Genomic DNA, 21747 nt, shown 5'->3' with positions numbered 1-21747 from the left:
CGTCCTCCGCCTGCCACCCCCCTGCCGCCCGATGCGAAGCTAGGCCGCTTTGATCAGGCTGCCAATCAGCTCATGCAGCGCATCGGCGCGGGCCGCCGCCGCCCCGTCAACCGATGCCGCGGGCTGGGCGGCGCGGAGCGCGCTGTCGTCGCCGGATGCGACCGCCATCGCAGTGAACCCGGCGGTCTTGCGATCGATCTGCGAGCGCAGCGAACGCCTGGACGACAATTTGCCGAGTTCCACGAATTCCGGCGCCTGGCCGCGGAACCAGGTCTGCTGCCACCAGCTGTCGGTGGTGAGATCGACCCAGGACACATAGCCCCCTCTGAGGATCATGCGGGGCCGCGGAATCGCGCCGGTATAGGAATAGCGCACGCCGGCGGCGGCAACCGGATCGAAATAATGCGGCGTGTAGAAATCCGAGACGACCACGCCGTTCACGGCGTAGGCGAAGGACGCCGCCTCGGACGGATCGCACACCTCGACCAGATAATTCACCCGCCCCTGATCCGGCTTGATCGACTGGCCGGCCACGAGCCGGTTGCCGAAGGGATCGACGAGCATCTCGCACATCTCGTGCGAGCAGGTAAGCGACCATGAGTCGCGGCCGGGCTCCGCGGAGACGAGCGCGAAGGGTTGGCCATCCTTGTCGAGATGGATGCCGGCGGCATTGAACCCGATATCGTCGCGGATGATGATCGGCCAGTAATCGAGCGGCATGTCCGCGATGCTGCCGAAGGCATCCACGGTCGCGCCGATATCCCAGATCGGCGCCAGATCGCGCGTCGCCTGCTTCTGCAGCGCGGACGCGACCTTCATCAGGTCGCCAGCGGAAACTTGCGCCGATTCCGAAATCAGCGCCACATGCTTCAACAATCGCGTCATGGTTTCAACTCCTCGCAATGATCGATGCGGGAGTAGCGCCGCGGGGGCGGCGGTGCGCGTGACGCCCATCACGCGAGCGGCGCGGGATGGCGCGGCGCGGTTATTTTGGGGTTCGGTGAACTGGTATCGAGATTATGTGTCGCAGCCGATCGGCAAGGCAGCGGCTCTGGTTTGAGCGGGCGCCCGCGGAGGCTTGTCACCGGGATGCGATGCCCGACAGCGTCGCAGGGGCTCTTTCGCATCGACAAGCCAGCACCGCAATCGACGACTCCTTATCCAGGCTGGCTAAACATCTACGGCAAAAGCTGTATTCTGTTCCGGTGGATGACAGCAGCTACAAAGGCGGCCGCACACCGGCGAGCAAATGGGGGTGCGGCGCGGCGGCGCTGATCGGCGCGCCCGTCTTCCTCATGCTGATTTTCGCTGAGGCAGTCGGCCACTGCGCGCCCGACACGCGTTGCAGCAAGGGTTTCTGGGGTAATGTCGCCTTGCCCACCGCAATTGTCGCGATCGTGGTGGGGGTTTCGGTCTGGTGGATTGTCGGCAGGCTGGCTCGACGGCGCGAGTGAGCGGTGGGCCTGGCCTGGGCGAGTAACGAACCCGGGGACTGATAGGCAACGAGAGTTATTTGGGGGTTAGGTGAGCTGGCGCCGCGATCGCCTGATCAATCCGGTTCGATTGCGGCCCTCGCTTTCGAGTGCCAGAACGCCCTTCATGAAAAACGTCCAGATCATTGATGGCGCTGACAACGCCACCTTCAGCGTGTTCCAGGCAACGGCAGAAGAATTCGCTGCAATCTTCCCGGACGGACGCGACATAGAATTGATCGAGGACCTAATCGAACGGCTTGGCGAAGAGGCGGCAAGTTCCGTACTGATACCAATTTGGGAACGCCCGATCCTGAAGCGCGATGCACTCGGAATCCATGGCACCCTGTTCTACGACAATGAGCATCGGCGGGACCATATTCCGCCGTCGAAGCGCGAAGTCGATTGGGATGACAGCGTGGTCAATCAAGCCCAACGACGCCTGTTTTCCAGACATCGCTAATTTGACGGAGTCGCCTGGAAGTACGGCTCTGCCGTCAGGTGATGCCTTGACACGACAAGAACAAAACAGGATCATCGCCCACACCTTCGGCTTCCTGTTCAAGGGAAAGCGGCTTGAGCGCTCGATCCGTGATCCTCGCCATTCTCTGCCTGACCGGTTGCACGGCAGCGGACGAGCGTAATGACTCAGCGGCCGCTGCGCGCGCGCAAGCAACCACACAACCGAGCACGAACGCAGAGGTGCACTCCCCTGCCCCGCGTATCGGGACCTGGTATGCGGCCGGTCCCTATCGCGTGCGGTCGGTCGTGCCCGGGGTTTTCATTGTCCCGGCCGTGAACCTGCCCGTTGTCGACTATATCGGCGATCAGGACAGGTTCTGCGGCAGGCTGTACGAAACGCCGGGTACCGCCGAGGGAAAATGGGCGCGCTCGCGGGGCTGGCGGCCCGGATTGGAGATGGGGCTGGGCCAGTTGACGATGGTGAACGTCATGCGACGCTATGACTACCAGGCGCAAGGATGCGGGCAGATCGACGGAAAAGTCATCCTGTTCGACCATGGCCGCCCGATCGCTGCCATAACCGTGAAATTACCGCCCGCTGCCAATCTCTCGATCGACAACTGGGAGAAAATGAGGAGCGGCGCCGTACGTCTAAAGGAGGAATGGATAGCGCCGTACGGCGATTTGGTCGTGGCCGGGCGTGATATCGAGATCCGGCCGCTCCCGGCTTCCGACCCGGTCTGTCGGCGGAAGCAAGCCGTGCCCAATGTATTCGGACAGGAGATACAACGGGCGCGTACGATCCTGCGCTCCGCGGGGTGGAAGCCGGTAAGAACTATACTGCCGGTTTATCCGAGGGATTCCGATGGGTCGCTTGTGATTGACGATCTTACGAGATTCGTCTTGCACGAGGAAGGAATAAAGGAAGCCGCTTATTGTGCGCCGACAGGAGTCTGCGGTTTCGAATATCGATCAAATGGTACAAGCCTCACGGTTACTACGGAGGGAGAAAGGGTTTTTGACTATTCGGTTACGTGCCGCGTCTGATCCGGATTGCCGTCCGGGGCGGATCGCTGCCCAGAGCGTAGCTTTTCCCACCCATTTTCCGCTTTCCGGCGCCGTCGATGGGAGGCGCTGGCGATAGCGGAGGCGGTGGTCGCTTCGGAAACACCATACTTAACTTGCATCTGTCTTTGACAGTTTATTTCACCGATGACACTGAATATTGTTTATTATATTCCTCCCGAACCTTTCCGGATGGGAAGCGCTCCAGTAGCGGACATTCAGTGAAGCAAAAAGAATGGCCGTGGTTCAGCAGTTTTGCCAATTTCGATATCTCGCTCGATCCTTGCTACAACCGTTTCATCTGAAAGGCGTCTGATCGCCTCCTGAACCAAGCTCGGCCTTTCTGCCGACAGCATGGCCAGAGCACTTCTGATGTTTCTCACCTGGCGCCATGCGATTACGGGCTCAGTTGATTGAACCAATGACCAGAGGACCGGCTCCCAAAGCCCTTGGTCAAATGGCTTCGCCGCCTGGAACAGCATCAGCAGGGCCTCTGAACGACCGCCCCTGTTTTCGATGTTGCTTGCTTCGGCCGCATATCGCTCGAGGAGCCTTTTCGCCGGCGTCGGACAATCACGCTCCAAATATGCACGGATCGGCCATGCCGAGACGGTGACTCGCTTATACCAGTTGTCTTGCGATTCAGCTGCTTTCACGGCCTCTTCAAGGAAGGCCTTAAAATCGTTGCCCGGCCAGTACCGGGCCGCATGGGCCAAGGACTGGCATCGGAACCAAGGGTCCTTGATCGCGCGGGCGACGGCAACCGCGTGCCTCGGGTCGCTTACCGCGAGACTCATCGAAATTTCGCGTTGACCGGTCGGCGTGAGGGGCATCTCACGCCTCTAACGGTTCGATGCCTAACGTCTGGTTTCCACCCATCTTGCGCCGTTCAGTGTCACCGACCGACGACGGATATTTGGGGTCAAGTAACTGCGCCATCATCTCGATCTGGCATCCCGTACCGGCCTCGACGGCCGAAGCCTCTATGTAGCGCGAGGATAGTCGATATACCCTTCCGCACCGCCGCCGTACCAGCTTTCCTTCGGCGGCACGGGGGCCAGGGGAATGCCGTCCCGCAGCCGTTCCACAAGATCGGGATTGGCGAGATAGCTGGCGCCGAACGCGATCGCGTCGGCGTCGCCGGACGCCAGGGCGATATCGGCCCTTGCCCGGTCAAAGCCGCCATTGGCGATGATCGAACCAGCATAAAGCTGTCGGAAATGGCGCGCGGTTCCGGTCGCGAGCGGGTCAACGGGTGTGTTCGTCAGGTCGTCGCTGCTCTCGTAAAACTGGATGTAGGCGAGCCCCATCGAACCGGCGCGCGCGACCAGATGCTCGTAGGTGGGGATCGTCGCCTCCGTCGGCTGCAGATCGGCAAGACCGACACTGGGGCTGAGCTTGACGCCGATGCGGCCGGGCCGCCACGCCGCCGTCATCGCCGCCAGCACCTCGAGCGGGAAACGGGCGCGGTTCTCGACACTGCCGCCATATTCATCCTCGCGCAGGTTGAAGCGGTCGCTGAGGAACTCCGGCACGAGATAGCCGACGATGCCGTGCAGTTCGACGCCGTCGAACCCGGCCTGCTGCGCCAGGCGCGTGGCCCGGCCGTAATCGTCAACCGTGCGCCGGATGTCGTCCAGAGACATCGCCCTGGGCACCGGGGTCGTCCTGAAGCCTCCATCCGCGAAGACCTGGGCGTTGAGGCCGACCGCGGACGGCGCGAGCGGCTCCGCGCCCCCGAGCAGCGCCGGGTGCGACGCGGCGCCGGTGTGGCCGAGCTGAACGACGATCCGGCCGCCCGCCTCATGCACGGCTTCCGTGACGCGCTTCCAGCCCTCGACCTGCGCGTCGTCGAACAGACCCGGCACGTCCGCCGCGCCAATCGCCTCGCGGCTGGGCCAGGTGCCTTCCGTCAGGATCAGGCCAGCCGAGGCGCGCTGGCGATAATATTCCGCCTGAATCGGGATCGGCACGAGACCGGGATTGGCCGTCCGCGCCCGGCTCATGGACGCCATCACGATCCGGTTGGGCAGATCGAGTTCACCGAGGGTTACCGGATCGAACAGGGTGGGGGATGAAGAGGTCATGGATACTCCGTCCTTCCAGCCGCCGGGCGGCGACCGTTGCGGAGAGATGGGGTGAGCACTAGTATAACGTCCAGTACGTACTAATTTGTAAGTGCAATGATCGAGGTGAAGGCAGGATGGTCGGGAGAAGGTTCGGATGCGGGATGGAGGCGTCGCTCGACCTGATCGCAGGCAAGTGGAAGCTGCTGATCCTCTATCACCTCGGTGGTGGCCGTCAGCGATTCGGCGCGCTCAGGCGGCTGGTCGGCGATGTCAGTGAAAAGATCATGAGCGAGCAGCTGAAGGCGTTGACCGCCGACGGTCTGGTGCGGCGGATCGACTTCATGACCGTGCCCCCGCATGTGGAATATGAGCTGACCGAGTTCGGGCGCGGATTTTGCGAGAGCTTCGCGGCGGTGTGCGAATGGGGAAGCCGGAACATGGACCAGGTGTCAGCGATCGCGGCGGCGCGGGAGCGGCCGGCCCCGAGGGCCGCTCCGGCAGCGGGCCCGTTCACCAACACCGGGGCTGCCACCCATACCCCGGGTTGATGCGCCACCGAAGGGCGATGGGATGCGAGGCGCGACGGCATGGCGTCGCGGCTATTGGGGGGTCAACCTTGCACCGCAATTTGCTCCGTTAAGGCGCGATCGTCGACGCGTGCTGCCGGCAAGCCGACCGGCAGATTTCGGACCAAAACGCGACCCCACGGCAACGCCCCAAAATCAGACCCTAAACGCAACGGTAGCGAAGCCCATTGGCGGCAATGAAGCCCTTGGCGTCAAACCTGCTCCAGATCTCTCCCCACGGAAACAGGCCAGCGTGGATACCCATTTCGTCAGTCAGCGTGCGCAGGACAAACGCCACTTCTGCGTCGATCGCCTTCCGTATTGGCCAACCGCCATCCGTTTCAGCATCCGGCAGGCGAACACTCCAAGATGCCTGTTCGAGCAGGTTTTCATGAAAACACAGCGAGAGGTGCGCTGGCAGGCCACCGAAGGTCAGTCGGTGCAGATTCAGCCATTCAAAACCGTTGCTGTGATCTCGAGACCCATCAACGAGATCGCGAACCTGCGGCTCCACCATGACCTTGTGCTCGCCAGGTTTGAAAAAGACAGTGTCGCCGATATGAATGCTGCCGGTCTCCCGGTCGATCGAGAACGATGCTGACATAGGCGCAGCATCCACAACCTCGCCGACCTGGCAAGGGCAGCTTTGGTTCAGCTTGCGAGCGGTTGGAAAGCGGATCCGCAGGTGTCGGGACGGAAGGTCGCCCGGCGGGAGCCGCCCCAACTCCGTTATTCAGCCGAGGCCGGCGGCCAAGCACCCAAGCATCGCGGCGAACGTCTCCAGCAGGAGCCAAACGGCCCCGAGAACCCCATACGCGACCGCCATTCCTCGCTTCATTGTCGCCGCAGCTACAGCCGCGGCGACGCCTAGAGCTACGGAAGAAAACAGCACCGCACTCCAACCTGCTCCCCACCACACACCAAGGCACAACTGGGTTATGGCAAAGGCGAGAGCACCAGCGACGACAGCAGCTACCGCCCTGCGAAAGGGGGACGGTTTGTTCGCAAAGGCCGCAACCTTACGGTATCGTTCTAGCCGACTAATCACGTATCCTGGATATATTGGCTTAGTGGTGGCCGCAATGTTGGCTGCACGCCCACTTGCGTGTCGGGATGTTGTCCGGAAGCCGACCAACGGCAGCTGAAAAATCGCGGTTGCGGAGCCTGTTATCCCGGTTAGATTGTCAGCATGAGACGCTGGCCTCTGATGCTGTGCCTGGCCTGGTCGGCTGCCGCCTATGCGGTGCCGGCCGAGCAGCGTGCGGACACTCTCGCGGGACAGGAAGCCCGGGTCGATGCCGCACATAAGGCGGCGGATCGATGCCGGGGCGACATCGCGCCCATCGAAGGTCGAACGGGAAATGCGCCGGACGATTATCGATGCGTCCTCCCCAATTTCGCCCTGGTCGACATCGTGGATCGACTTTCCAATGCGCCTTCTGAATCCTTAAGCGTTTCCGACGTCTCGCGCGCCTTCAACCTCAAATTCGAGCAGTTCAACAACGCATTCGGCGACAAGTACGTTGCCGGATCCGCCGAGCAAAATCCTGTCGTTGAATTGTTCGTTTTGCCGGATCACGAGTACAGATTCGAAATTACGCGTATCAAGGACCAGCGGATAAAAGACTGGCGTAGCCGGTTGCTCGAAAAAGGCTGGTCTGACTCCGGCATAATTCGCCATCCGTTCGTTCAGGACGCTTTCTATAAGGATGGGAAACAAATCCGCCTGGAGCATAATACGGAAAACATCATATCTATTGTCGTGCTCGGCGTGAATGTTTCCAAGACGATGTAATATCGCTGCCATGGGGCGGGGTGGATCGACGCCGAATATCCGCTTCTGCGAATCGGAGCATCGCGCCCACGCCTATCGCAACGGCAGGAACAGCTCCGCCGCGGTGCCGTGCGCCGGTTCGTCGAGGAAGAAGCGCTGGCAGTAGATGGGGAAATCGCGCATGTCTTCGCCGCTGGCCGGCAGCCAGTCGCGGTAGAGATAGAGCGCCGCTGGCTCCAGATTGTGGGTGTCGCCGGTCACGCGCAGGATGGCGCAGCGCCCGCCGGGGATCTCGCCGGCCTTGACCGTCTCGTCCCCGGCCTCGATCGCCTGATCGGCGGCGAGGCCGATGCACAGATCCAGGCTGTAGTCGGCGGGATTTGCGGGACGCCGCTCGGAGTGCCAGATGTTGAAGGTCGGGTTCGTCCGGGGTGAAAACCCGGCCGCTTTCCGCCATGCGATAAACCGCTGGATGGTGGCATCGATGGTGTCGGGGGCGCCGCGATGTTCGAAGATGGCGACGCGGATCGGCGTCACCTCGCGAATGGTCACCTGATCGGGCGTGAAAATCGTCTGCATGATCTTGCTCCTGGCGGTGTTGAAGGGCCCGAAAGCCTCAAGCCACGGCTCCCAATCGGGAGATTTCCGGAAACTGGACGGCGATTGCCGGAAGCGCTGGCGAAAGGCGCGGGCGAAAGCGTCGGGCGTTTCGTAACCCGCGTCCATGGCGATGTCGGTGACGCTCTGACCCTTGCCGTCGACCAGCCGCTGCGACGCGCGCCGCAGGCGGGCCAGCTGGACGTAGCGATGCAGGGATACCCCGAACATCGCCTTGAACTGACGGTGGAAATGGAATTTGGAAAACGCCGCGACGCTGCTGACCGCCGCCAGATCCAGATCGCCGTCCAGATGCCGGTCGATATGCTCCAGCACCCTTTGCATCCGGGCATTGTAATGGTCCAGCGCGGCCGTCATCGTCCTCATCCGTTGTGGCGCCCCCTGATTGGCGCGTGAGGCCGTCGAGCGCTCGCCCGATCTTGCGGTTTTTCGCCCAAGGGCGGGCGAACCGCAAACGGGAGCGGTTCCGGGCGAGAGCTTCGGTAGCGGATTGCGGGCGATCCGCCCGATTCAGCAATGATGAACACTCTGCCGGTAGGGACTGCATCATGCTGGCAACCATCCTCACCGCGGCGTGCACCGCCCTGCTCACCATCGGGGCGTTCCTGTTGCTTCAGGCGCGGAAAAAGCCCGTTGGCATTGGGGCTTACCGGCCCGAGCGGGTTGCCCGCGACCTGCTGCGGCATCCCCTGTGGCGGTGGCGCACGTTCGGGACGATCAGGCTTCATCTTGGCGGGTTCGGCGATGACGAGCTGCGGCGGATCCTCGTCCGGGCGGGTGCGGTGCGGTTCGAGACCGAAATCGGCGAGGAGATCTGGGGCCTGTACGAGCGGATCGGTACGCTGCTGGAAGGGGCGCGCTATCCAGTGATCGGCAAGGCCTTCAGCGCGATCGACGAGGTGACGCTTGCCCCCGAGGTGGCGCGCGAGGTCCGGGTGCTGCTGGCGGTGGGGCAGAAGGGCGCTGCGGCGGAGAAGGTGCGTGCGGCGACGGGGCTTGGCCTGACGCAGAGTTCGGCGCTGCTGGAGCGGCTGTAGGGCGTGGACAGTTCTTCGACCCCTACGCTGATACCCATCTGACGTGGAAAATGTTGATCCCGACTTGGTCGACTATGCCATCGCCTTCGGACTGGTCGGGGTTGCCCTTGGCCTGTTCTTCCTGCGCTATATCCCGGGGTATCTGGTCGCGTGCATCGGGGTTGCCGCGATCTTGCCGGTGGTACTGCTCAACTGGATGGAAACGACGACCGGCTGTTCCGGCGGCGGGTGCGTCGGATCGATGTTCCTGCTGATCATCCTCGCGCCGCTGGCGGTGGGAGGCGCCGGACTGATCGGCGCGGGCGTGCTGGGGACCGTGCATTGGGGCGTCTTCCGGATCACCAAAATGCGCTGGCTGGCGGTATCCTGCGCCGCCGCGTTGGCGCTGGTGGCAAGCGCGACGGTGGCGCACCTGCGCAGTCTGGCGGAGCCGCCAGCCAGTTTCAGTCCGGAGGGGCGATACACCGGGCGATAGCGTTGCCGGACCGTGGCTTGGGGAGGTGGCGTGGTCGGGGTGGCTGGATCGGGTTTAGCAAGGCGTTTGATATCCCCGAATATCCGCCCAAATCTTAAAATGATGCATCCTTCAAAGAATAAACGCCGATCATTCTACTCCATCTCCAGCGCATGCTTTTATATTTATAAGAAAATTCAATTCCTCATCCTCCTTGTACTTCCACAGGCAAGCGTATCTTTCGGACGGTGGACAAATCTCGGGCGGAACAAATATCTGAATCGGTGAAGAGTCATGGGATGACGATTTATATACGCGAAGCGTATCCGCCCGAATTCCGCAAGCCGCTTCCATGTGGTGTGCATTATCTACGGCGCCCTGCAATGCATCCTCTCCCGACGCATCACAGCCTCCCGAGAGCGTCGCAAGAAATACGAAGACATATTTTGCCTTTCCGCGTGCCTTCGCTTGTCCAATTCGTGACAGCATGACCCCTCCTCTAACCAATCAGCGGTTCGCTCCAGTGCGTCCAGCTGACGATGAAACAATGGATCGGAATTCTATTTGAATTCTCTGCCATTGTTTCCGGCCGGTCGCTGGATCAGTTCACGACATCCTATCCCGGCAACAGATAAGAAATAATATGGCGGCGTCATAACCCGGGATACCGCGCCTTGGTCTGCTGACGATGATGGGGAGACCGGAATCGCCCGCTCAGCCGGATCGCCGGACGGACAAGCGGCAAGAGAAGATGCGGAGCGGTGGATGCCGGAACAAGGCCGGCATGACGGTCCCCTCCGGCCCCTGCCTACTCAGAACAGGATGTCGACCGGGGCATCGATAATATAGCCGATGCCGCGTTCCGTCCGGATCAGGGTTGGTGCGGCGGGATCCTGATCGAGCTTTCGCCGGAGGCGCAGCACGCGGACGTCGACGCTGCGATCGAAGGTGTCCTCGTGCGTGCTGGTCGCCTGCAGCAGGTGCGCGCGGGAGAGTGGACGCCCGGGCGCTTCGAGAAAGGCGATGAGGAGCGCATATTCCTTGTTGGTGAGGCTGACGACGGCGCCGGTGGGGTCGCTCAGCGTCCGGCTGCGGCGGCGCAGTTCCCAGCCGTTGAAGCGAAACCCGCCGCGCGCGGGCGCCGCGGCATGGCGGCCCAGATCCTGGCGCCGGAGGATGGCGCGCGCCCGCGCGAGCAGCTCGCGAAGGTTGAAGGGCCTGTCGATATAATGGTCAGCGCCAAGTTCAAGGCCGATGACCCGGTCGATGGCGTCGTGCCGCTCTCCGGTGACGAGGATCACCGGGACGTCGGACCGGGTGCGGATCTGCCGCAGCACATCGAGGCCATCGAGCGGGCCGCGCTGGAGATCGAGCACGACGAAGCTGAACGCGCCGCTTTCGAGCTGCTGCGAGACGTCGCGGCCGTCCGAGCCGATCGCGCGGCAGTTCTGCGCGTGCAGATAGCTGACGGTCCTGTGCCGCATGGCGGGATCGTCATCGACCACGAGCACGCGGCCGGGATGGCAGCGCAGGGGATCGGGCGCGCCGATGGGGATGCGGCCGTCGCTGTCTGGTGCAAAATGGTACATCGGGGCGAGCCTTCAATGATCTGGAAAGTGGCGGGCGGGCGCCTCACACCGCGGGCGGGCGATCGGGTGTCGCGACGATGCGCGCACCGTGCCGGCGCGCGAGCGCGGGGAAGAGCCGAAGGGCGAGGACGGCCAGCCGGGCGCGCCGGCCCGGGACGATGAAGTAGCGGCCGCGCCGGATTCCCCGCAACGTGTCCGCCACGACGACTTCCAGCGGTGTTCGCGGGATGGCGAGCGTGTGGCGCCGGTTTTCCGGCGTCCGATAGCAATCGAGCGCCGCCACCATGGGCGTATCGAACTCCGCCGGGCAGACGAGGTGGACCGTGACCCCCTGGGGCGGCAATTCATAGTGCAGGCATTCGGTGAAGCCGACCAGGGCGTGTTTCGCGGCGCCATAGGCGGAGAAACCGAAGGTGCCGGTCAGGCCGGCGAGCGATGCGATGTTGATCAGCCGCCCGCCGGCGGCGCGCAGGTGCGGCAAGGCGGCCCGGGTGACATGCACCGCGCCGAAGAAATTGGTCCGCATCACGGCCTGGAAATCAGCATCGGCCAGTGTCTCGAACCGGCCCTCGCGCATGACACCGGCATTGTTGAACAGCATGTCGATCCCGCCGCGGCGGCGGGCGATGTCCTCGATCGCCTGGGCAATGGCCACAGGATCGCCGACGTCGGCGGCCTGGACGTCGATATCGGCGCCGGGGTGGCGCCGACGCAGTTCCCGGACCGCGCGATCCAGATTTTCCGTTTGCCGCGAGATCAGCGTCAGCCGGGCGCCCTGCGAGGCAAGCGCATCGGCGATGGCAAGGCCGAGGCCGGTGGAGCCCCCGGTGATGACGATGCTCAGGGAATGGAACATGGCCCTATGCTGCCTGGGACTTCAGGAAGCCCGAGAACAGGACGAGCGTCCCGCCCAGTTCCCCCAGGATAAGGGCCATGACATAGCCGTGCACGACCCGGCCATGGACGACGCCCTTTCCCAGGACGTGCGGACGCTTCAACATATTGTCGGTATCGTTCAGCCAGCCATGGACCCCGTAGTTGAGCACGGCCGTCGCGAAGAAGGTGATCGCCGCGATGACGGCGATGACGTTGACGCCCGACGGCCAGGCGCTCAGCCGCGCGAGTTCCGCAAGGACCAGGCAGGCAAATGCGTACATCAGGGCGCTGCGATGGCAGATATCGACGTAAATTGGCGCCCGCGCTTCGGGCGATGTCATCATCTTGTAGTATTTCCAGATACCCGTCACCAAACCGGCGACGAAGAAACCGCCGCAACCGAGTATTGCAATCGAGGCAGCGGGGGGCATAATCTTTCCCTGGGCAATTTTTTCGGCGACAGATGCCGACTACACGATGCGTTGCGCGACGATGTCCTGAGCGGCTATCGGCGTGACCTTCTCGACGCATAGCCGTGGGAAGGACGGGCCGCTTGCCAGAATCAGCTACGCATCCGGGCGAGCGCGCCTTGTTGTGCCTGTGGCCGCAGCGGATGATGTTCGTCGGGCGGCTGGGCCTGCTGCCGCCGCACCGGCATGCCATCGCGGTGTGCCTGGTGGCGCTCGAGGCGCCGCTGCGGATCGGCACGGCCGGGCAGAGCCGGGTGTGCCGCACGGCCATCGTCCCGGCGGGCTTGTCGCACAGCCTGGATCTGGCCGGAGCGCCGGTCGCGGTGCTCTATAGTGATCCGGACGATCCCCATTACCGGCACCTCTCGCCGCACCGGGAATGTGGCCTGAGCGCGCTGGATTCCGCGATCGAAGAGCCGCTGATCGGTGCCGTGCGGGCACTCTATGCGGCGCATCAGGCGGGCGATGCGCTGAGTCTCGACGCTTTCGAGGATGCGGCCGAGCGCGCGTTGGGCATCGCGCCGCGCGCGCGGATCGATGCGCGGATCGAACAGGTGGTGGCGACGATCAGGGCCGCCATCGACCGCAATCACGCGATCGGGGAACTGGCCCGGTCCGTCGATCTTTCCGCGAGCCGCCTGCAGCATCTGTTCGTCGAGGAGATCGGGGTGCCGCTTCGCACGTTCAGGATCTGGATCCGGTTCCGGCACGCCGTGGAGCTTGCCGCGCGCGGCGATTCCATCACGTCGGCGGCGCTCGATGCCGGCTTTGCGAGCTCGAGCCATTTCAGCCACGCCTTCAAGGCGACTTTCGGCGTTACCGCCGCCAGCCTGTTCAAGGGCGTTCCGCCAAGGGTGCGGGTCGAATGGATCCAGCCATGATGGCGGCGCCGGACGTGGCACGACCGATGTAGCGCGATGCGGGCTGTTGTAGTGGTTCCGTCGTGCGGCTGACCGCAAGATGCCGGGGTGTTGCGCGGCGAGCGAGGGAGGACGTCATGGGTCGGTTGTCGGGACGTCTCGTGAAACCGCTGCTGCTCCTGCTGGCCGGATCGCTTGCGCTGGCCGGCGCGGGTGCGCAGCCCGCAGCCGTGGAGCCTGCCGACAGCGAGGGCGCGCTTTCCGACCGGAACCGCGTCGTGGCCGAGATCATGCCCCTGTTCACGGCCATGCAGGACGCCGCCAATGCCCATGACGCGGAGGCGCACCTGGCCTGTTACATGCGGAGCCCGGCGCTGACGTTCGTCGTCAACGGCACCATCATCCGAGGCTGGGACGCATTGCTGGCGCAGCAACAGAAATGGTGGCCGGGCGGCAGGATCGCGCCGACGGACGCGGCGCACCAGCCCTATCGCCTGGTCGCGGGACCGGACTTCGAGGTGCTCGGACCTGGGCTTGCGATGGTGACCTTCGTCGTCGATGCACGGCGCGTTCGTCCGGAAGGGACGACGCTGCGGCCGCTCGCCATTTCCCGGCTATGGCGCAAGCGTGCGGAGGGCTGGCGGATCGTCCATGCGCACGAATCTCTGGGCCCCGAGCGGCCCGACGGCTGATCCGCGAAAGCCTGTCGGCCGGAAAAGCCCCGGAGCAGGCTGCCTCAAATCCGACGCGCTTTGCCTGCTCCAGATATTTGTTGTCGCATCGTTTTTGCGAAAAACCGGTTCCCACTTTTTCGCACGATGCTCTATTTCCGGACCGAAAAGCCGTAGGGGATGTAGAGGAACAGCTCCGTATTGCTCACCTGCTTCCAAGCGATGGCCTGATCGAGGCCGGTGACGTCGAGGCCGTAATCCGCCCCGTAAAAGCTGAGCGCGTGGGTGGAGCCGGCGGCGATGCGGCGGTAGATTTCGTCGCGATATTGTTCCGGATTGATGATGGTGAGGGCGATTTCGCCCTTCTGCGCGATCTGCGAGCGGCCCGTGGCGGGCACGGATTTGACGAAGCCGTTGATCTTCTGCTGGGCGCCGCCGATCGAGCCGTCCAGTTTCGTCTTCACCTTCAGCCGCACGGTGGCGATGCTGCCGTCATCCTCGAAGCCCGGCGGCGGCCTGGTGTTGTCGTCGTCGTCATCGTCATCATCGTCTTCGTCGACCGCATCGGGCTTGCCGGCGAGGGCGGGGAACCGATCCTGCCAGTTGGCGCGGGTGACCTCGACTAGCTCGAACTGGCCGGTGACGAGGCTGAACCCGTCGTGTTTCGCGCGGTCTATCGCGTCGAGCAGCATGGCCTGAACCTCGCGCTTGCGCATGTCCCCCTCGCGCGAATCCGAGACGATCTCGATCGTTCGCACCGCCGAATCCGCCATGCGCTTCAGGCCGATCACCGGCGGCTGGGCTATCGCGACGGGGCCGCGAAAGTTGCTGATGCGCGAGCCGGTGACGATGATTTCGCCGCCCTCGTCCTGCGCGCACGCGGGGCCGGCGACAAAGGCGAGGCAGCCGAGCACCGCACAGGCAAAGGCTTTCATGGCTCTTCTCCCGGACACCGTCATTTGGGGACGATCGTGTAGCGATAGGGCACGTACAGGAACACGTCGGTTCCGCTGACCTGCGACCAGGAGACCTGGCCGTCGACGCCACTGGCCTGGACGGCATAATCGGGGCCGAACATCGCGGCATAATGGCGGGCATTGTCCGCCACCAGCTGCACGATCGCGTCGCGATACTGATCGGGATTGACGATGGTGAGCGACAGCCCGCCCGCCTTGTCGATGGTGCCGCGGCCGGTGCGCGGAACGCTCTTGATGAACGCATCGAGGCGCTGTTCAGCGGCGGTGATCGATCCGGCGAGCTTGACCTTGACCATGAGGGTCGCCTGGCTGGTATCGACGCGGCCGGCCGAGACCAGCGGCAGATCCTGATAGCTGGCCTTGGTGACAGGGGTGAGTTCGAAGCCACCCGTCACCAGATCGAGCCCGGCGGCCGCGGCACGATCGAGCGCGGCGAGGAGGATGGCGTGGATTTCGCGCTTGCGCGTTTCCGGGTCGCGGGAATCCGAGGCGATCGAGAGCTGCAGCACGGCGGCATCGGCCTGGCGGCGGAGCCCGACCACGGGCCGATCCTGCTGCGCATAGCGCGCGTTGAGGCGGTTGCCGGTGACGACGACTTCGCCCAGCCCGGGCGTGCCGGCGTTTTGCGCGAACGCCGGAACGGCGGCGGTGGCAGTGGCAAGCAGCGCGGCCGCCAGAAAAAGCCGTGGGTTCATTTTCGTCCCCTCCCGGGGCGGAGGTTCGGTCGTTTTGGCGGGAATGGCAAGGGCAAAGGTTAGTCTGGTATCGCCCCGGCTGAAGCGGTGCCGCCAGTTGCGCACGGCTCATCTAACCTACAGAAGAGCTTGGTGTTTTTCTCCGATGGCCGTCGATTCAAAACATCTTCCGACTCCCTAAAGATGCGCATCCCGGCCCGTTTTTAGAGATTGCCATCCGATGACGGGTCCGGCCGGCGCAATATCGATCGTCGGCCAGGGAAGGAGGTCCGTCGCGGCGCGGCGGGCCGGGATCGCGCGGGGCTTCCGTTCGGCGCCCCGCCGGACTGCGTATCAACCGAGGAGGATTATATGAAACTCAGCAAATCGCTCAAAGTCGCGCTCTCGTGCATCGCGATGATGGCCATGCCGTCTGCGGCCTTCGCCATGCCCACCTATACCGGGCCCACCTATACCGGACTGACCAATATCCAGGTCGTCGTCGCTTTCCGGTCGGGCGTCGTGCTCGTCACGGTCGGCACGACGACACCGTCGTCGCCCTGGTCGGACTGCAATGCCAACCAGCAGTTCGCGTTCAATACCGCGACGACCGCCGGGCAGGCGATGTACCACAATGTCCTCACCGCCCAGCAGAACGCCAAGGGGGTCTATATCGTCGGGACCGGGACGTGCACCTTCAAGAATGGGGTCGAAGACGTGGATTACCTGCAGATCCTTCCATGATCTGAGCCTCGCCTCCCACTATTGTCCGGTTCGGCCCAACGGGCCGGCCGGACGATAGTGTGGAGCGATCCTGTTCGCGAACGACTCGGACGAGTTGCGCTCATAATCGCTCATGTTCTCGGGCGGACCGTCGGGAGCGGTTTAGATGAGCGACATCGGCGGCATCATGCGTGGCGTTATGCTGAGGCAAGCATCGGCATGAGGCACACGGTTTTGACGATTGCCTCCGTTTGCGACTGCGTGGCAGTCTGTCGCAATGAACAGCAATGTCACCTTCGAATATGAATTCAGCCGGGATGACGACGATTTCGGATGGCTGACAACCCGCCTCGAAACACCGGACTTCAGCGGCCGGAACGGGATGTGGGTTCAATGGCAGGATATCTGCGAATTTGCCGCCTCCCTTACCCGTTGGCCGCTCACGGAAGAACGCCCTGCTTCATGTGAATGGGGCTTCGGCGAGCATGGTGGGTATACCGAGATAACCAAACTCAGCATCTCTCCCGAAGGTCAACGGGAGGCCTGATTGCCAGAGTGCTGGTGGCCAATTGCCACGAGCCCGAAAATCAATGTAGCAGCCAGTTTGCGACCGATTATCCGGCGCTGGACCGGTTCCGCGAGCAAATCCAGCTCATGATGCAGGACCGGACCGGCATCGCGACTCTTGACGGGCTGAAGGCGAACCTCCGCTAGGGTGCGTTGCGGGCGGGCCTAAACTCATCGGACGCAGTGCAGTGAGCCGCCCCGATGGCGTCCGGGCGAAGTTCGCGGTAGCATGACGGGACATGCTATCCGGAGATCGGCGATGATCAGGACGGTTCTGCTGGGCATCCTGCTGGCGCTGAGCGCGGCCACGGGCGCGGCGGCGCAGGAGCGGTGGCGATCGGTTCCGGCCCTGCCCGCGATGCCGGTGGCGGCGCGTTCGGGCTATGTCGGCACGAACGGGGCGCGGATCTATTACGCGACCTATGGCAAGGGGCCGCCGGTCGTCTTGCTGCATGGGGGTCTGGCCAATAGCGACTATTGGGCCGGGCAGATCGGGCCGCTCGCGCGGCAGCACCGGGTGATCGTGATCGACAGCCGCGGGCATGGGCGCAGTTCCCGCGATGCGCGGCCGTACAGCTATGAGCTGATGGCGGGCGATGTGCTGGCGGTGATGGATGCGCTCGGCATCCGCAAAAGCGCGATCGTCGGGTGGAGCGACGGGGCAATCATCGGGCTGGTGCTGGCGATGCAGCATCCGGCGCGGGTGACGCGGGTGTTCGCCTTTGCCGCGAACATGGACCCGAGCGGGGTGGAGCTGGGCGGGACCGAGCGGCCGCCCTTCTCCACCTTCGTCGAGCGGGCGCGGGCGGACTATGCCCGGCTGTCCCCGACCCCCGACGGGTTCGACGGCTTCCTCGGCGCGATCGGCAAGATGTGGGAGCATGAACCAAACTATAAAGCCGCCGATCTGGCGGCGATCCGCATGCCGGTGGCGATCGTCGATGGCGACCGCGACGAAGTGATCAAGGCGGAGCACACGCGCTATCTCGCGCGCAGCATTCCGCGCGCGCGGCTGATATGGCTGCGCGATCTCAGCCATTTCGCGCTGCTGCAGGATCCCGCGGCGTTCAATGCGGCGGTGCTTGGGTTTCTCGACGGATAGCGCGCGCTGCCGCCGGACCGTAGCGCACCGGTATTACGCTGCGGAATGCCTGGACAGAGCCGCTTCGCGCCAACGGCGCTTCTCGATACTGCGGACGTTGGGCTCGTCCTTCAGGCTCGCCAGATAAGGGGCGAGAAGGCCTAGCTCGATGTCATCTTCGGCACCCTCATACGACCGCGGATAGATGGCGTTGCCGTAGTTGCGGAGGCATTTCTCCGGCGTGTCGTCCACGATCAGCACGCGCTGGAGCGGCCAGCCCGCCTTTTTCACCTTGGTGAGCGGCTTGAGATAATGGAGGTGGTCCCAGGGATCGAGCATATAGCCGTCATCGTCAGGCGAGACGCGGCGCAACGTGGCCCTGCTACGGCCCCATATGAAATGCAGTACGGCGGGATCGGGGAAGATGTTCTCCACGACTGCCTTCACATAATCATCCGAGGCTGACGACCAGACGGCGAGCTCGAAATGCTGCGCGCATTCGGCAAGGAACGCGTCGAGGTGCGGACGGCGATACACATGATAGCCATAGACGCCGAAATCTGCAGGCCGATCGAGCGGCTGTTCCGTCGCATAGATCAGCGTCTCGTCCAGATCGAGGATGAGCAGTGTTCGCGGCGACGATGGGCGAGCGGGCGGCATAGTGGCGACGGGGTAGCGCAACTGTGCCACCCTTGTCTTCCATCCGAAGAGGGCGACGCCGCCGCATAGCGGGTTCAGGGAATCATCACGCCGGGCCGCGCAGCAGCGGGAGGAGCTGGTCGCCCTGGCGGCGGATCTCGGACAGATAGGGCGTGTCCGACAGGACGAAGTGCTTGATGCCGAGCGCCTCGTATTTGCGCAGCGAGGCGGCGACGTCTGCGGCCGAGCCGACCAGCCAGGTGGTACCGGCGCCGCCGCCGCCGAACTTGCCAGGGGTGGTGTAGAGATTGTCGTCGAGCACTTCGCCGCGCGCGTGGAGATCGAGCAGGCGCTGCTGGCCGGTCGCGACCCAGGTCCGGTGATCGTTCCAGCCCCTGCCCTCGCCCTTTGCCATCTCCGCCACCTTGGTCTCGGCATCGGCCCAGGCCTGTTCGGTGGTGTCGCGCACCAAAGTGGTGATGCGCAGGCCGAATTCGAGCGGCGGGAGATTGCGGCCGAGATCGCGGCTCAGCCCCTTCAGCCGCTCGATCCGCTCGCGCACGCCGTCCAGCGGCTCGCCCCAGAAGAGCTGGACGTCGGCCTCGGTGGCGGCGACCTGCTCGGCCGCGGCCGAGGCGCCGCCGAAATAGAAGCGCGGGTGACGCCGGTCGCCGCGGGGCGCTAGGCGGGGGATCACGGTGGAGCCGGCGACCTGGAAATGATCGCCGGCATAAGTGACGTCCTCCTCGGTCCAGAGCCGGCGGACGAGCTGCATGAATTCGCGGGTGCGGGCATAGCGCTGCGCCTGATCGCCCTCGCTGTCGCCGTACGCGGCGAGATTGTCCTGGCCCGAGACGATGTTGATGCGCACGCGGCCGCCGCTCAGCGCGTCGAGCGTGGCGGCAGCGGAGGCGAAATTGGCCGGGCGCCAATAGCCGGGGCGGATCGCGATCAGCGGCTCGAAGCTGGTGGTGCGCGCGGTGAGCGCGGTGGCGAGGGTGAAGGTGTCGGGCCGGCCCCAGCCCGTGCCGAGCAGCGCGCCCTTCCAGCCATGATCCTCGAGCGCTTTGGCGTGGCTGGTCAGGGTGTCGAGCGTGTCGGCGTCCGCCGGCGTGGTATCGCCGCGATGGCCGGTGCCGAGCTGATTGGGGATGTACCAGAGGAATTCGGAATTGCTGCTCATGCGGAGGCCTTGCTGGTTATTCCTATCGAGTTGATAGGAATTATGGCAGCGGCGTGCAACGGGGAGGATGAAACGGTTGGAGGAATAGCCCTACGCTATCCGCGCGGCGTGAAAGGCGGACACGCCAGCGTGATCGCCGTCACGCGGCGCCCCCGATCAGCGCCCTATCGTGCCGGCGGAGCAGCGATTGTGCTCCGAGCCTGAAAGGAGCCTTTTCATGAAATTCGTACCGGCGTTCGCCTTGTTTGTCGCCCTCGCGCTTCCCCTGCCGGCATCTGCCCAGACAATCGCGGCGCAAGAAATGACGAAGGACGCTCTGCCGCCCGACGCAGCGCAGGACCGGATCGAAACAGTGAAGGCCGACCTCGCGTCCGCCATCGGCACCTGGAAGGGCGTGCGCAGCTGCGGCGATGGAGATCGCGTGCGCGGCGCGCTGCAGGGCGCTTTCGACCGATGGATCGGCCAGCAGACAATGGCGCGGCCGGGCAAGCTGCTGCTCACCTATGGGTGGGAAAGCGCCTCGTCCTGGGCGAGGAACACGAAAGTCGACGGTCGGCGGAAATGCAAGGGCGGTTTCCATAAGGCCGTTGTGTACGCGCGCTTTTATTGATCGACGACCTCGACGCCGGGTGGCGGCGCGAACATGAAGCGCGCCGCCGCCGAAGCGCCCGGCTGTGCAGGCAGCCGATCGGTTGCGTCCCAATCGAAACTCTTCCAGGCGCGGCACACATCGTGCGGCCCGATATAGAACAGCGCGAGCGTGGCCTCGTCGATCTTGTCCCGGTCGATCGGCATGGCAGGATTGGACTCAGATTGCTGCCGCGGTCGACGTTATCCAGGGACAAAGTTCAGGTTATGGCGGTCTGGCGGCAGCCGACAAGGACCCAGCGCCGGCCCTGACGGCGCGCGGTGCATAGTTCAGCCGAGACGAACGGTGCACGCCCTTCGGCCTTGAGCGCGACCGTCAATTCCGCCGTGGCCGTCGCCCTGGCACGACCGTAGCGCGGGCGGGAAATGGAGAAGCTGGCGGTCGAGGTCTTGCCGCCGATACGCGCCGGCGCGACGCCGTGATCCCGCCACGGACAGTCCTGAATATAGGTGCCGCCCTTTTCGCCGTCCCATTCGGGATAGAAATCCTGGCTGGGCGGGGTTCTTTCGTTCCAACCCAGCTGCGCGCGACCGATCGCGACGATGATCGCGCAATCGTCGGCGCTGGCGTGCTCGACCGGCGGCTTAAGCTCCACGGCGACAGCGAGCGCCAGGGCAAGGGCAAGCATGGCGGAATCTCCCGGGTTTCAGTCCGGTGGATGTCCCATGATCCCGCGCGAGGTGCAATCGCGGGGGCGTGTGGGTTAGAGTGCGGTCGCACCGTTATTCCTCGCCGAACAGGCGAGCGAACGCGGCCTTCGCCGCGACGAGCCCCTCTTCCGTGAAGACCACCGATTTGGCCTTGTTCCGCGGATCGGCCAGCAAGCCCTTTGCGTGCAGCCGATCGGTGGCGTCCCAATCGAACCCCTTCCAGGCGCGCCAACCGTCGTGCAACCCCAGATAAAGCAGCGCGAGCGTGGCTTCGTCGATCTTGTCGTAGTCGATCGGCATGGGGAGATTGGAACTCAGATTGCGGGGAGGGTCAACCGGTTGGTGTGGGGAACTGGCTATTGGGGGTTAAGTAAACTGGCACCGTAATTGGTGGATTGGCAAGAGGGTGGTGTTGGCGTGCCCTGGATTTGGCGGTGGAGGTTTGGTGGCTGTGTTTGACTGGCGAGCGGCGTTGGCGGATCGCTGAGTCGGGGCAGATAGTTTAGTATAGTGTTGTCTAATTGATTTCGTCATGCTGTTGATATTCCTAATATTCTGACCTTGGTCTATGGTTGTCTTCGTGGTCATGGTCGGCCTTGGCGGCATTGAGACCATGCCGCA

General features: G+C 63.9%; 29 protein-coding genes. 14 read left to right on the top strand and 15 right to left on the bottom strand.

Features of this window, described 5'->3' with window-relative positions:
* Positions 1-39: 39 nt before the first annotated feature.
* Entirely contained in the window at positions 40-885 is an 846-nt protein-coding gene (locus tag U1769_RS23590; RefSeq protein WP_332720608.1) for a hypothetical protein, read from the bottom strand.
* Between the two features lie 209 nt (positions 886-1094).
* Here U1769_RS23590 and U1769_RS23585 point away from each other — a divergent pair, with 209 nt between their 5' ends.
* From U1769_RS23585 to U1769_RS23575, 3 genes are all read left to right on the top strand, one after another.
* The gene (locus tag U1769_RS23585) at positions 1095-1454 is read left to right on the top strand and encodes a hypothetical protein (protein WP_332720607.1); all 360 of its coding nucleotides are present in this window, start codon (positions 1095-1097) and stop codon (positions 1452-1454) included.
* A gap of 70 nt (positions 1455-1524) precedes the next feature.
* Positions 1525-1935, top strand: coding sequence for a DUF8220 family protein (locus U1769_RS23580; RefSeq protein ID WP_332720606.1), 411 nt, complete (start codon positions 1525-1527; stop codon positions 1933-1935).
* A gap of 113 nt (positions 1936-2048) precedes the next feature.
* Positions 2049-2981, top strand: a complete 933-nt coding sequence (locus tag U1769_RS23575; protein ID WP_332720604.1) for a hypothetical protein — start codon at positions 2049-2051, stop codon at positions 2979-2981.
* Positions 2982-3217: 236 nt separating this feature from the next.
* Here the strand turns inward: U1769_RS23575 and U1769_RS23570 are convergent, their stop codons facing one another.
* Positions 3218-3832 carry a hypothetical protein gene (locus U1769_RS23570; protein WP_332720602.1) on the bottom strand — a complete coding sequence of 205 codons (615 nt, stop codon included), beginning with the start codon at positions 3830-3832 and terminating at the stop codon, positions 3218-3220.
* Between the two features lie 150 nt (positions 3833-3982).
* Positions 3983-5086, bottom strand: a complete 1104-nt coding sequence (locus U1769_RS23565) for an alkene reductase (RefSeq protein WP_332720600.1) — start codon at positions 5084-5086, stop codon at positions 3983-3985.
* 143 nt (positions 5087-5229) lie between these two features.
* On the opposite strand from U1769_RS23565, the gene U1769_RS23560 reads away from it, so the two are divergent.
* Positions 5230-5616 (top strand): winged helix-turn-helix transcriptional regulator, encoded by a 387-nt coding sequence (locus U1769_RS23560; RefSeq protein ID WP_332720598.1) that lies wholly within the window; start codon positions 5230-5232, stop codon positions 5614-5616.
* Between the two features lie 181 nt (positions 5617-5797).
* On the opposite strand, the gene U1769_RS23555 is transcribed toward U1769_RS23560, so the two are convergent.
* The gene (locus U1769_RS23555; protein WP_332720596.1) at positions 5798-6238 is read right to left on the bottom strand and encodes a hypothetical protein; all 441 of its coding nucleotides are present in this window, start codon (positions 6236-6238) and stop codon (positions 5798-5800) included.
* Positions 6239-6823: 585 nt separating this feature from the next.
* Between U1769_RS23555 and U1769_RS23550 the strand changes: the two genes are divergently transcribed.
* The gene (locus U1769_RS23550; protein WP_332720594.1) at positions 6824-7429 is read left to right on the top strand and encodes a hypothetical protein; all 606 of its coding nucleotides are present in this window, start codon (positions 6824-6826) and stop codon (positions 7427-7429) included.
* Between the two features lie 72 nt (positions 7430-7501).
* Here U1769_RS23550 and U1769_RS23545 read toward each other — a convergent pair whose 3' ends face one another.
* The gene (locus U1769_RS23545) at positions 7502-8383 is read right to left on the bottom strand and encodes an AraC family transcriptional regulator (protein WP_332720592.1); all 882 of its coding nucleotides are present in this window, start codon (positions 8381-8383) and stop codon (positions 7502-7504) included.
* 191 nt (positions 8384-8574) lie between these two features.
* Between U1769_RS23545 and U1769_RS23540 the strand changes: the two genes are divergently transcribed.
* Positions 8575-9063: a hypothetical protein gene (locus U1769_RS23540; RefSeq protein WP_332720590.1), complete on the top strand. Its 489-nt coding sequence runs from the start codon at positions 8575-8577 to the stop codon at positions 9061-9063.
* A 43-nt stretch (positions 9064-9106) separates the two neighbouring features.
* The gene (locus U1769_RS23535) at positions 9107-9538 is read left to right on the top strand and encodes a hypothetical protein (RefSeq protein ID WP_332720588.1); all 432 of its coding nucleotides are present in this window, start codon (positions 9107-9109) and stop codon (positions 9536-9538) included.
* A 791-nt stretch (positions 9539-10329) separates the two neighbouring features.
* Here the strand turns inward: U1769_RS23535 and U1769_RS23530 are convergent.
* Genes U1769_RS23530 through U1769_RS23520 form a run of 3 tightly spaced genes read right to left on the bottom strand, consistent with a single transcriptional unit; the run spans position 10330 to position 12413 of the window.
* Entirely contained in the window at positions 10330-11106 is a 777-nt protein-coding gene (locus tag U1769_RS23530) for a winged helix-turn-helix domain-containing protein (protein ID WP_332720586.1), read from the bottom strand.
* A 43-nt stretch (positions 11107-11149) separates the two neighbouring features.
* Complete coding sequence (locus tag U1769_RS23525) at positions 11150-11962, bottom strand: SDR family NAD(P)-dependent oxidoreductase (RefSeq protein ID WP_332720584.1); 813 nt, start codon at positions 11960-11962, stop codon at positions 11150-11152.
* A 4-nt stretch (positions 11963-11966) separates the two neighbouring features.
* Positions 11967-12413 carry a hypothetical protein gene (locus U1769_RS23520; protein WP_332720582.1) on the bottom strand — a complete coding sequence of 149 codons (447 nt, stop codon included), beginning with the start codon at positions 12411-12413 and terminating at the stop codon, positions 11967-11969.
* A 122-nt stretch (positions 12414-12535) separates the two neighbouring features.
* Here U1769_RS23520 and U1769_RS23515 point away from each other — a divergent pair, with 122 nt between their 5' ends.
* Together U1769_RS23515 and U1769_RS23510 are read left to right on the top strand one after the other, a co-directional pair.
* Complete coding sequence (locus tag U1769_RS23515; RefSeq protein WP_332720580.1) at positions 12536-13333, top strand: helix-turn-helix domain-containing protein; 798 nt, start codon at positions 12536-12538, stop codon at positions 13331-13333.
* Positions 13334-13449: 116 nt separating this feature from the next.
* Positions 13450-14004, top strand: a complete 555-nt coding sequence (locus U1769_RS23510) for a YybH family protein (protein WP_332720578.1) — start codon at positions 13450-13452, stop codon at positions 14002-14004.
* Positions 14005-14135: 131 nt separating this feature from the next.
* Here the strand turns inward: U1769_RS23510 and U1769_RS23505 are convergent, their stop codons facing one another.
* Positions 14136-14918 carry a hypothetical protein gene (locus U1769_RS23505; protein WP_332720576.1) on the bottom strand — a complete coding sequence of 261 codons (783 nt, stop codon included), beginning with the start codon at positions 14916-14918 and terminating at the stop codon, positions 14136-14138.
* 20 nt (positions 14919-14938) lie between these two features.
* Entirely contained in the window at positions 14939-15655 is a 717-nt protein-coding gene (locus U1769_RS23500) for a TonB-dependent receptor (protein ID WP_332720574.1), read from the bottom strand.
* Positions 15656-16006: 351 nt separating this feature from the next.
* Here U1769_RS23500 and U1769_RS23495 point away from each other — a divergent pair, with 351 nt between their 5' ends.
* The 4 genes from U1769_RS23495 (at position 16007) to U1769_RS23480 (ending at position 18026) form a co-directional block, all read left to right on the top strand.
* Positions 16007-16378, top strand: a complete 372-nt coding sequence (locus tag U1769_RS23495; RefSeq protein WP_332720572.1) for a hypothetical protein — start codon at positions 16007-16009, stop codon at positions 16376-16378.
* Between the two features lie 256 nt (positions 16379-16634).
* On the top strand, positions 16635-16904 hold the full coding sequence (locus U1769_RS23490; protein WP_332720570.1) for a hypothetical protein: 270 nt from the start codon (positions 16635-16637) through the stop codon (positions 16902-16904).
* A gap of 8 nt (positions 16905-16912) precedes the next feature.
* The gene (locus tag U1769_RS23485) at positions 16913-17071 is read left to right on the top strand and encodes a hypothetical protein (RefSeq protein WP_332720568.1); all 159 of its coding nucleotides are present in this window, start codon (positions 16913-16915) and stop codon (positions 17069-17071) included.
* Positions 17072-17183: 112 nt separating this feature from the next.
* Positions 17184-18026, top strand: coding sequence for an alpha/beta fold hydrolase (locus tag U1769_RS23480; protein WP_332720566.1), 843 nt, complete (start codon positions 17184-17186; stop codon positions 18024-18026).
* 33 nt (positions 18027-18059) lie between these two features.
* Here the strand turns inward: U1769_RS23480 and U1769_RS23475 are convergent, their stop codons facing one another.
* A complete protein-coding gene (locus U1769_RS23475; RefSeq protein WP_332720564.1) occupies positions 18060-18695 on the bottom strand; it encodes an NIF family HAD-type phosphatase in 636 nt (211 codons plus the stop codon).
* 55 nt (positions 18696-18750) lie between these two features.
* Positions 18751-19827: an LLM class flavin-dependent oxidoreductase gene (locus tag U1769_RS23470; RefSeq protein ID WP_332720563.1), complete on the bottom strand. Its 1077-nt coding sequence runs from the start codon at positions 19825-19827 to the stop codon at positions 18751-18753.
* 169 nt (positions 19828-19996) lie between these two features.
* On the opposite strand from U1769_RS23470, the gene U1769_RS23465 reads away from it, so the two are divergent.
* Positions 19997-20437, top strand: coding sequence for a hypothetical protein (locus U1769_RS23465; RefSeq protein WP_332720561.1), 441 nt, complete (start codon positions 19997-19999; stop codon positions 20435-20437).
* On the opposite strand, the gene U1769_RS23460 is transcribed toward U1769_RS23465, so the two are convergent.
* The 3 genes from U1769_RS23460 to U1769_RS23450 form a co-directional block, all read right to left on the bottom strand.
* Complete coding sequence (locus tag U1769_RS23460; protein ID WP_332720560.1) at positions 20431-20622, bottom strand: DUF6429 family protein; 192 nt, start codon at positions 20620-20622, stop codon at positions 20431-20433. The genes U1769_RS23465 and U1769_RS23460 overlap by 7 nt on opposite strands.
* Positions 20623-20675: 53 nt before the next feature.
* A complete protein-coding gene (locus tag U1769_RS23455; protein WP_332720558.1) occupies positions 20676-21104 on the bottom strand; it encodes a hypothetical protein in 429 nt (142 codons plus the stop codon).
* Between the two features lie 94 nt (positions 21105-21198).
* Positions 21199-21426: a DUF6429 family protein gene (locus U1769_RS23450; RefSeq protein WP_332720557.1), complete on the bottom strand. Its 228-nt coding sequence runs from the start codon at positions 21424-21426 to the stop codon at positions 21199-21201.
* Positions 21427-21747 lie beyond the last annotated feature (321 nt).

The sequence above is a fragment of the Parasphingomonas zepuensis genome (assembly GCF_036663735.1).
Classification (GTDB): Bacteria; Pseudomonadota; Alphaproteobacteria; order Sphingomonadales; family Sphingomonadaceae; genus Sphingomonas.
Note: the sequence above shows the minus strand (reverse complement) of the source record. Positions and strands in the feature narration are given on the sequence as shown.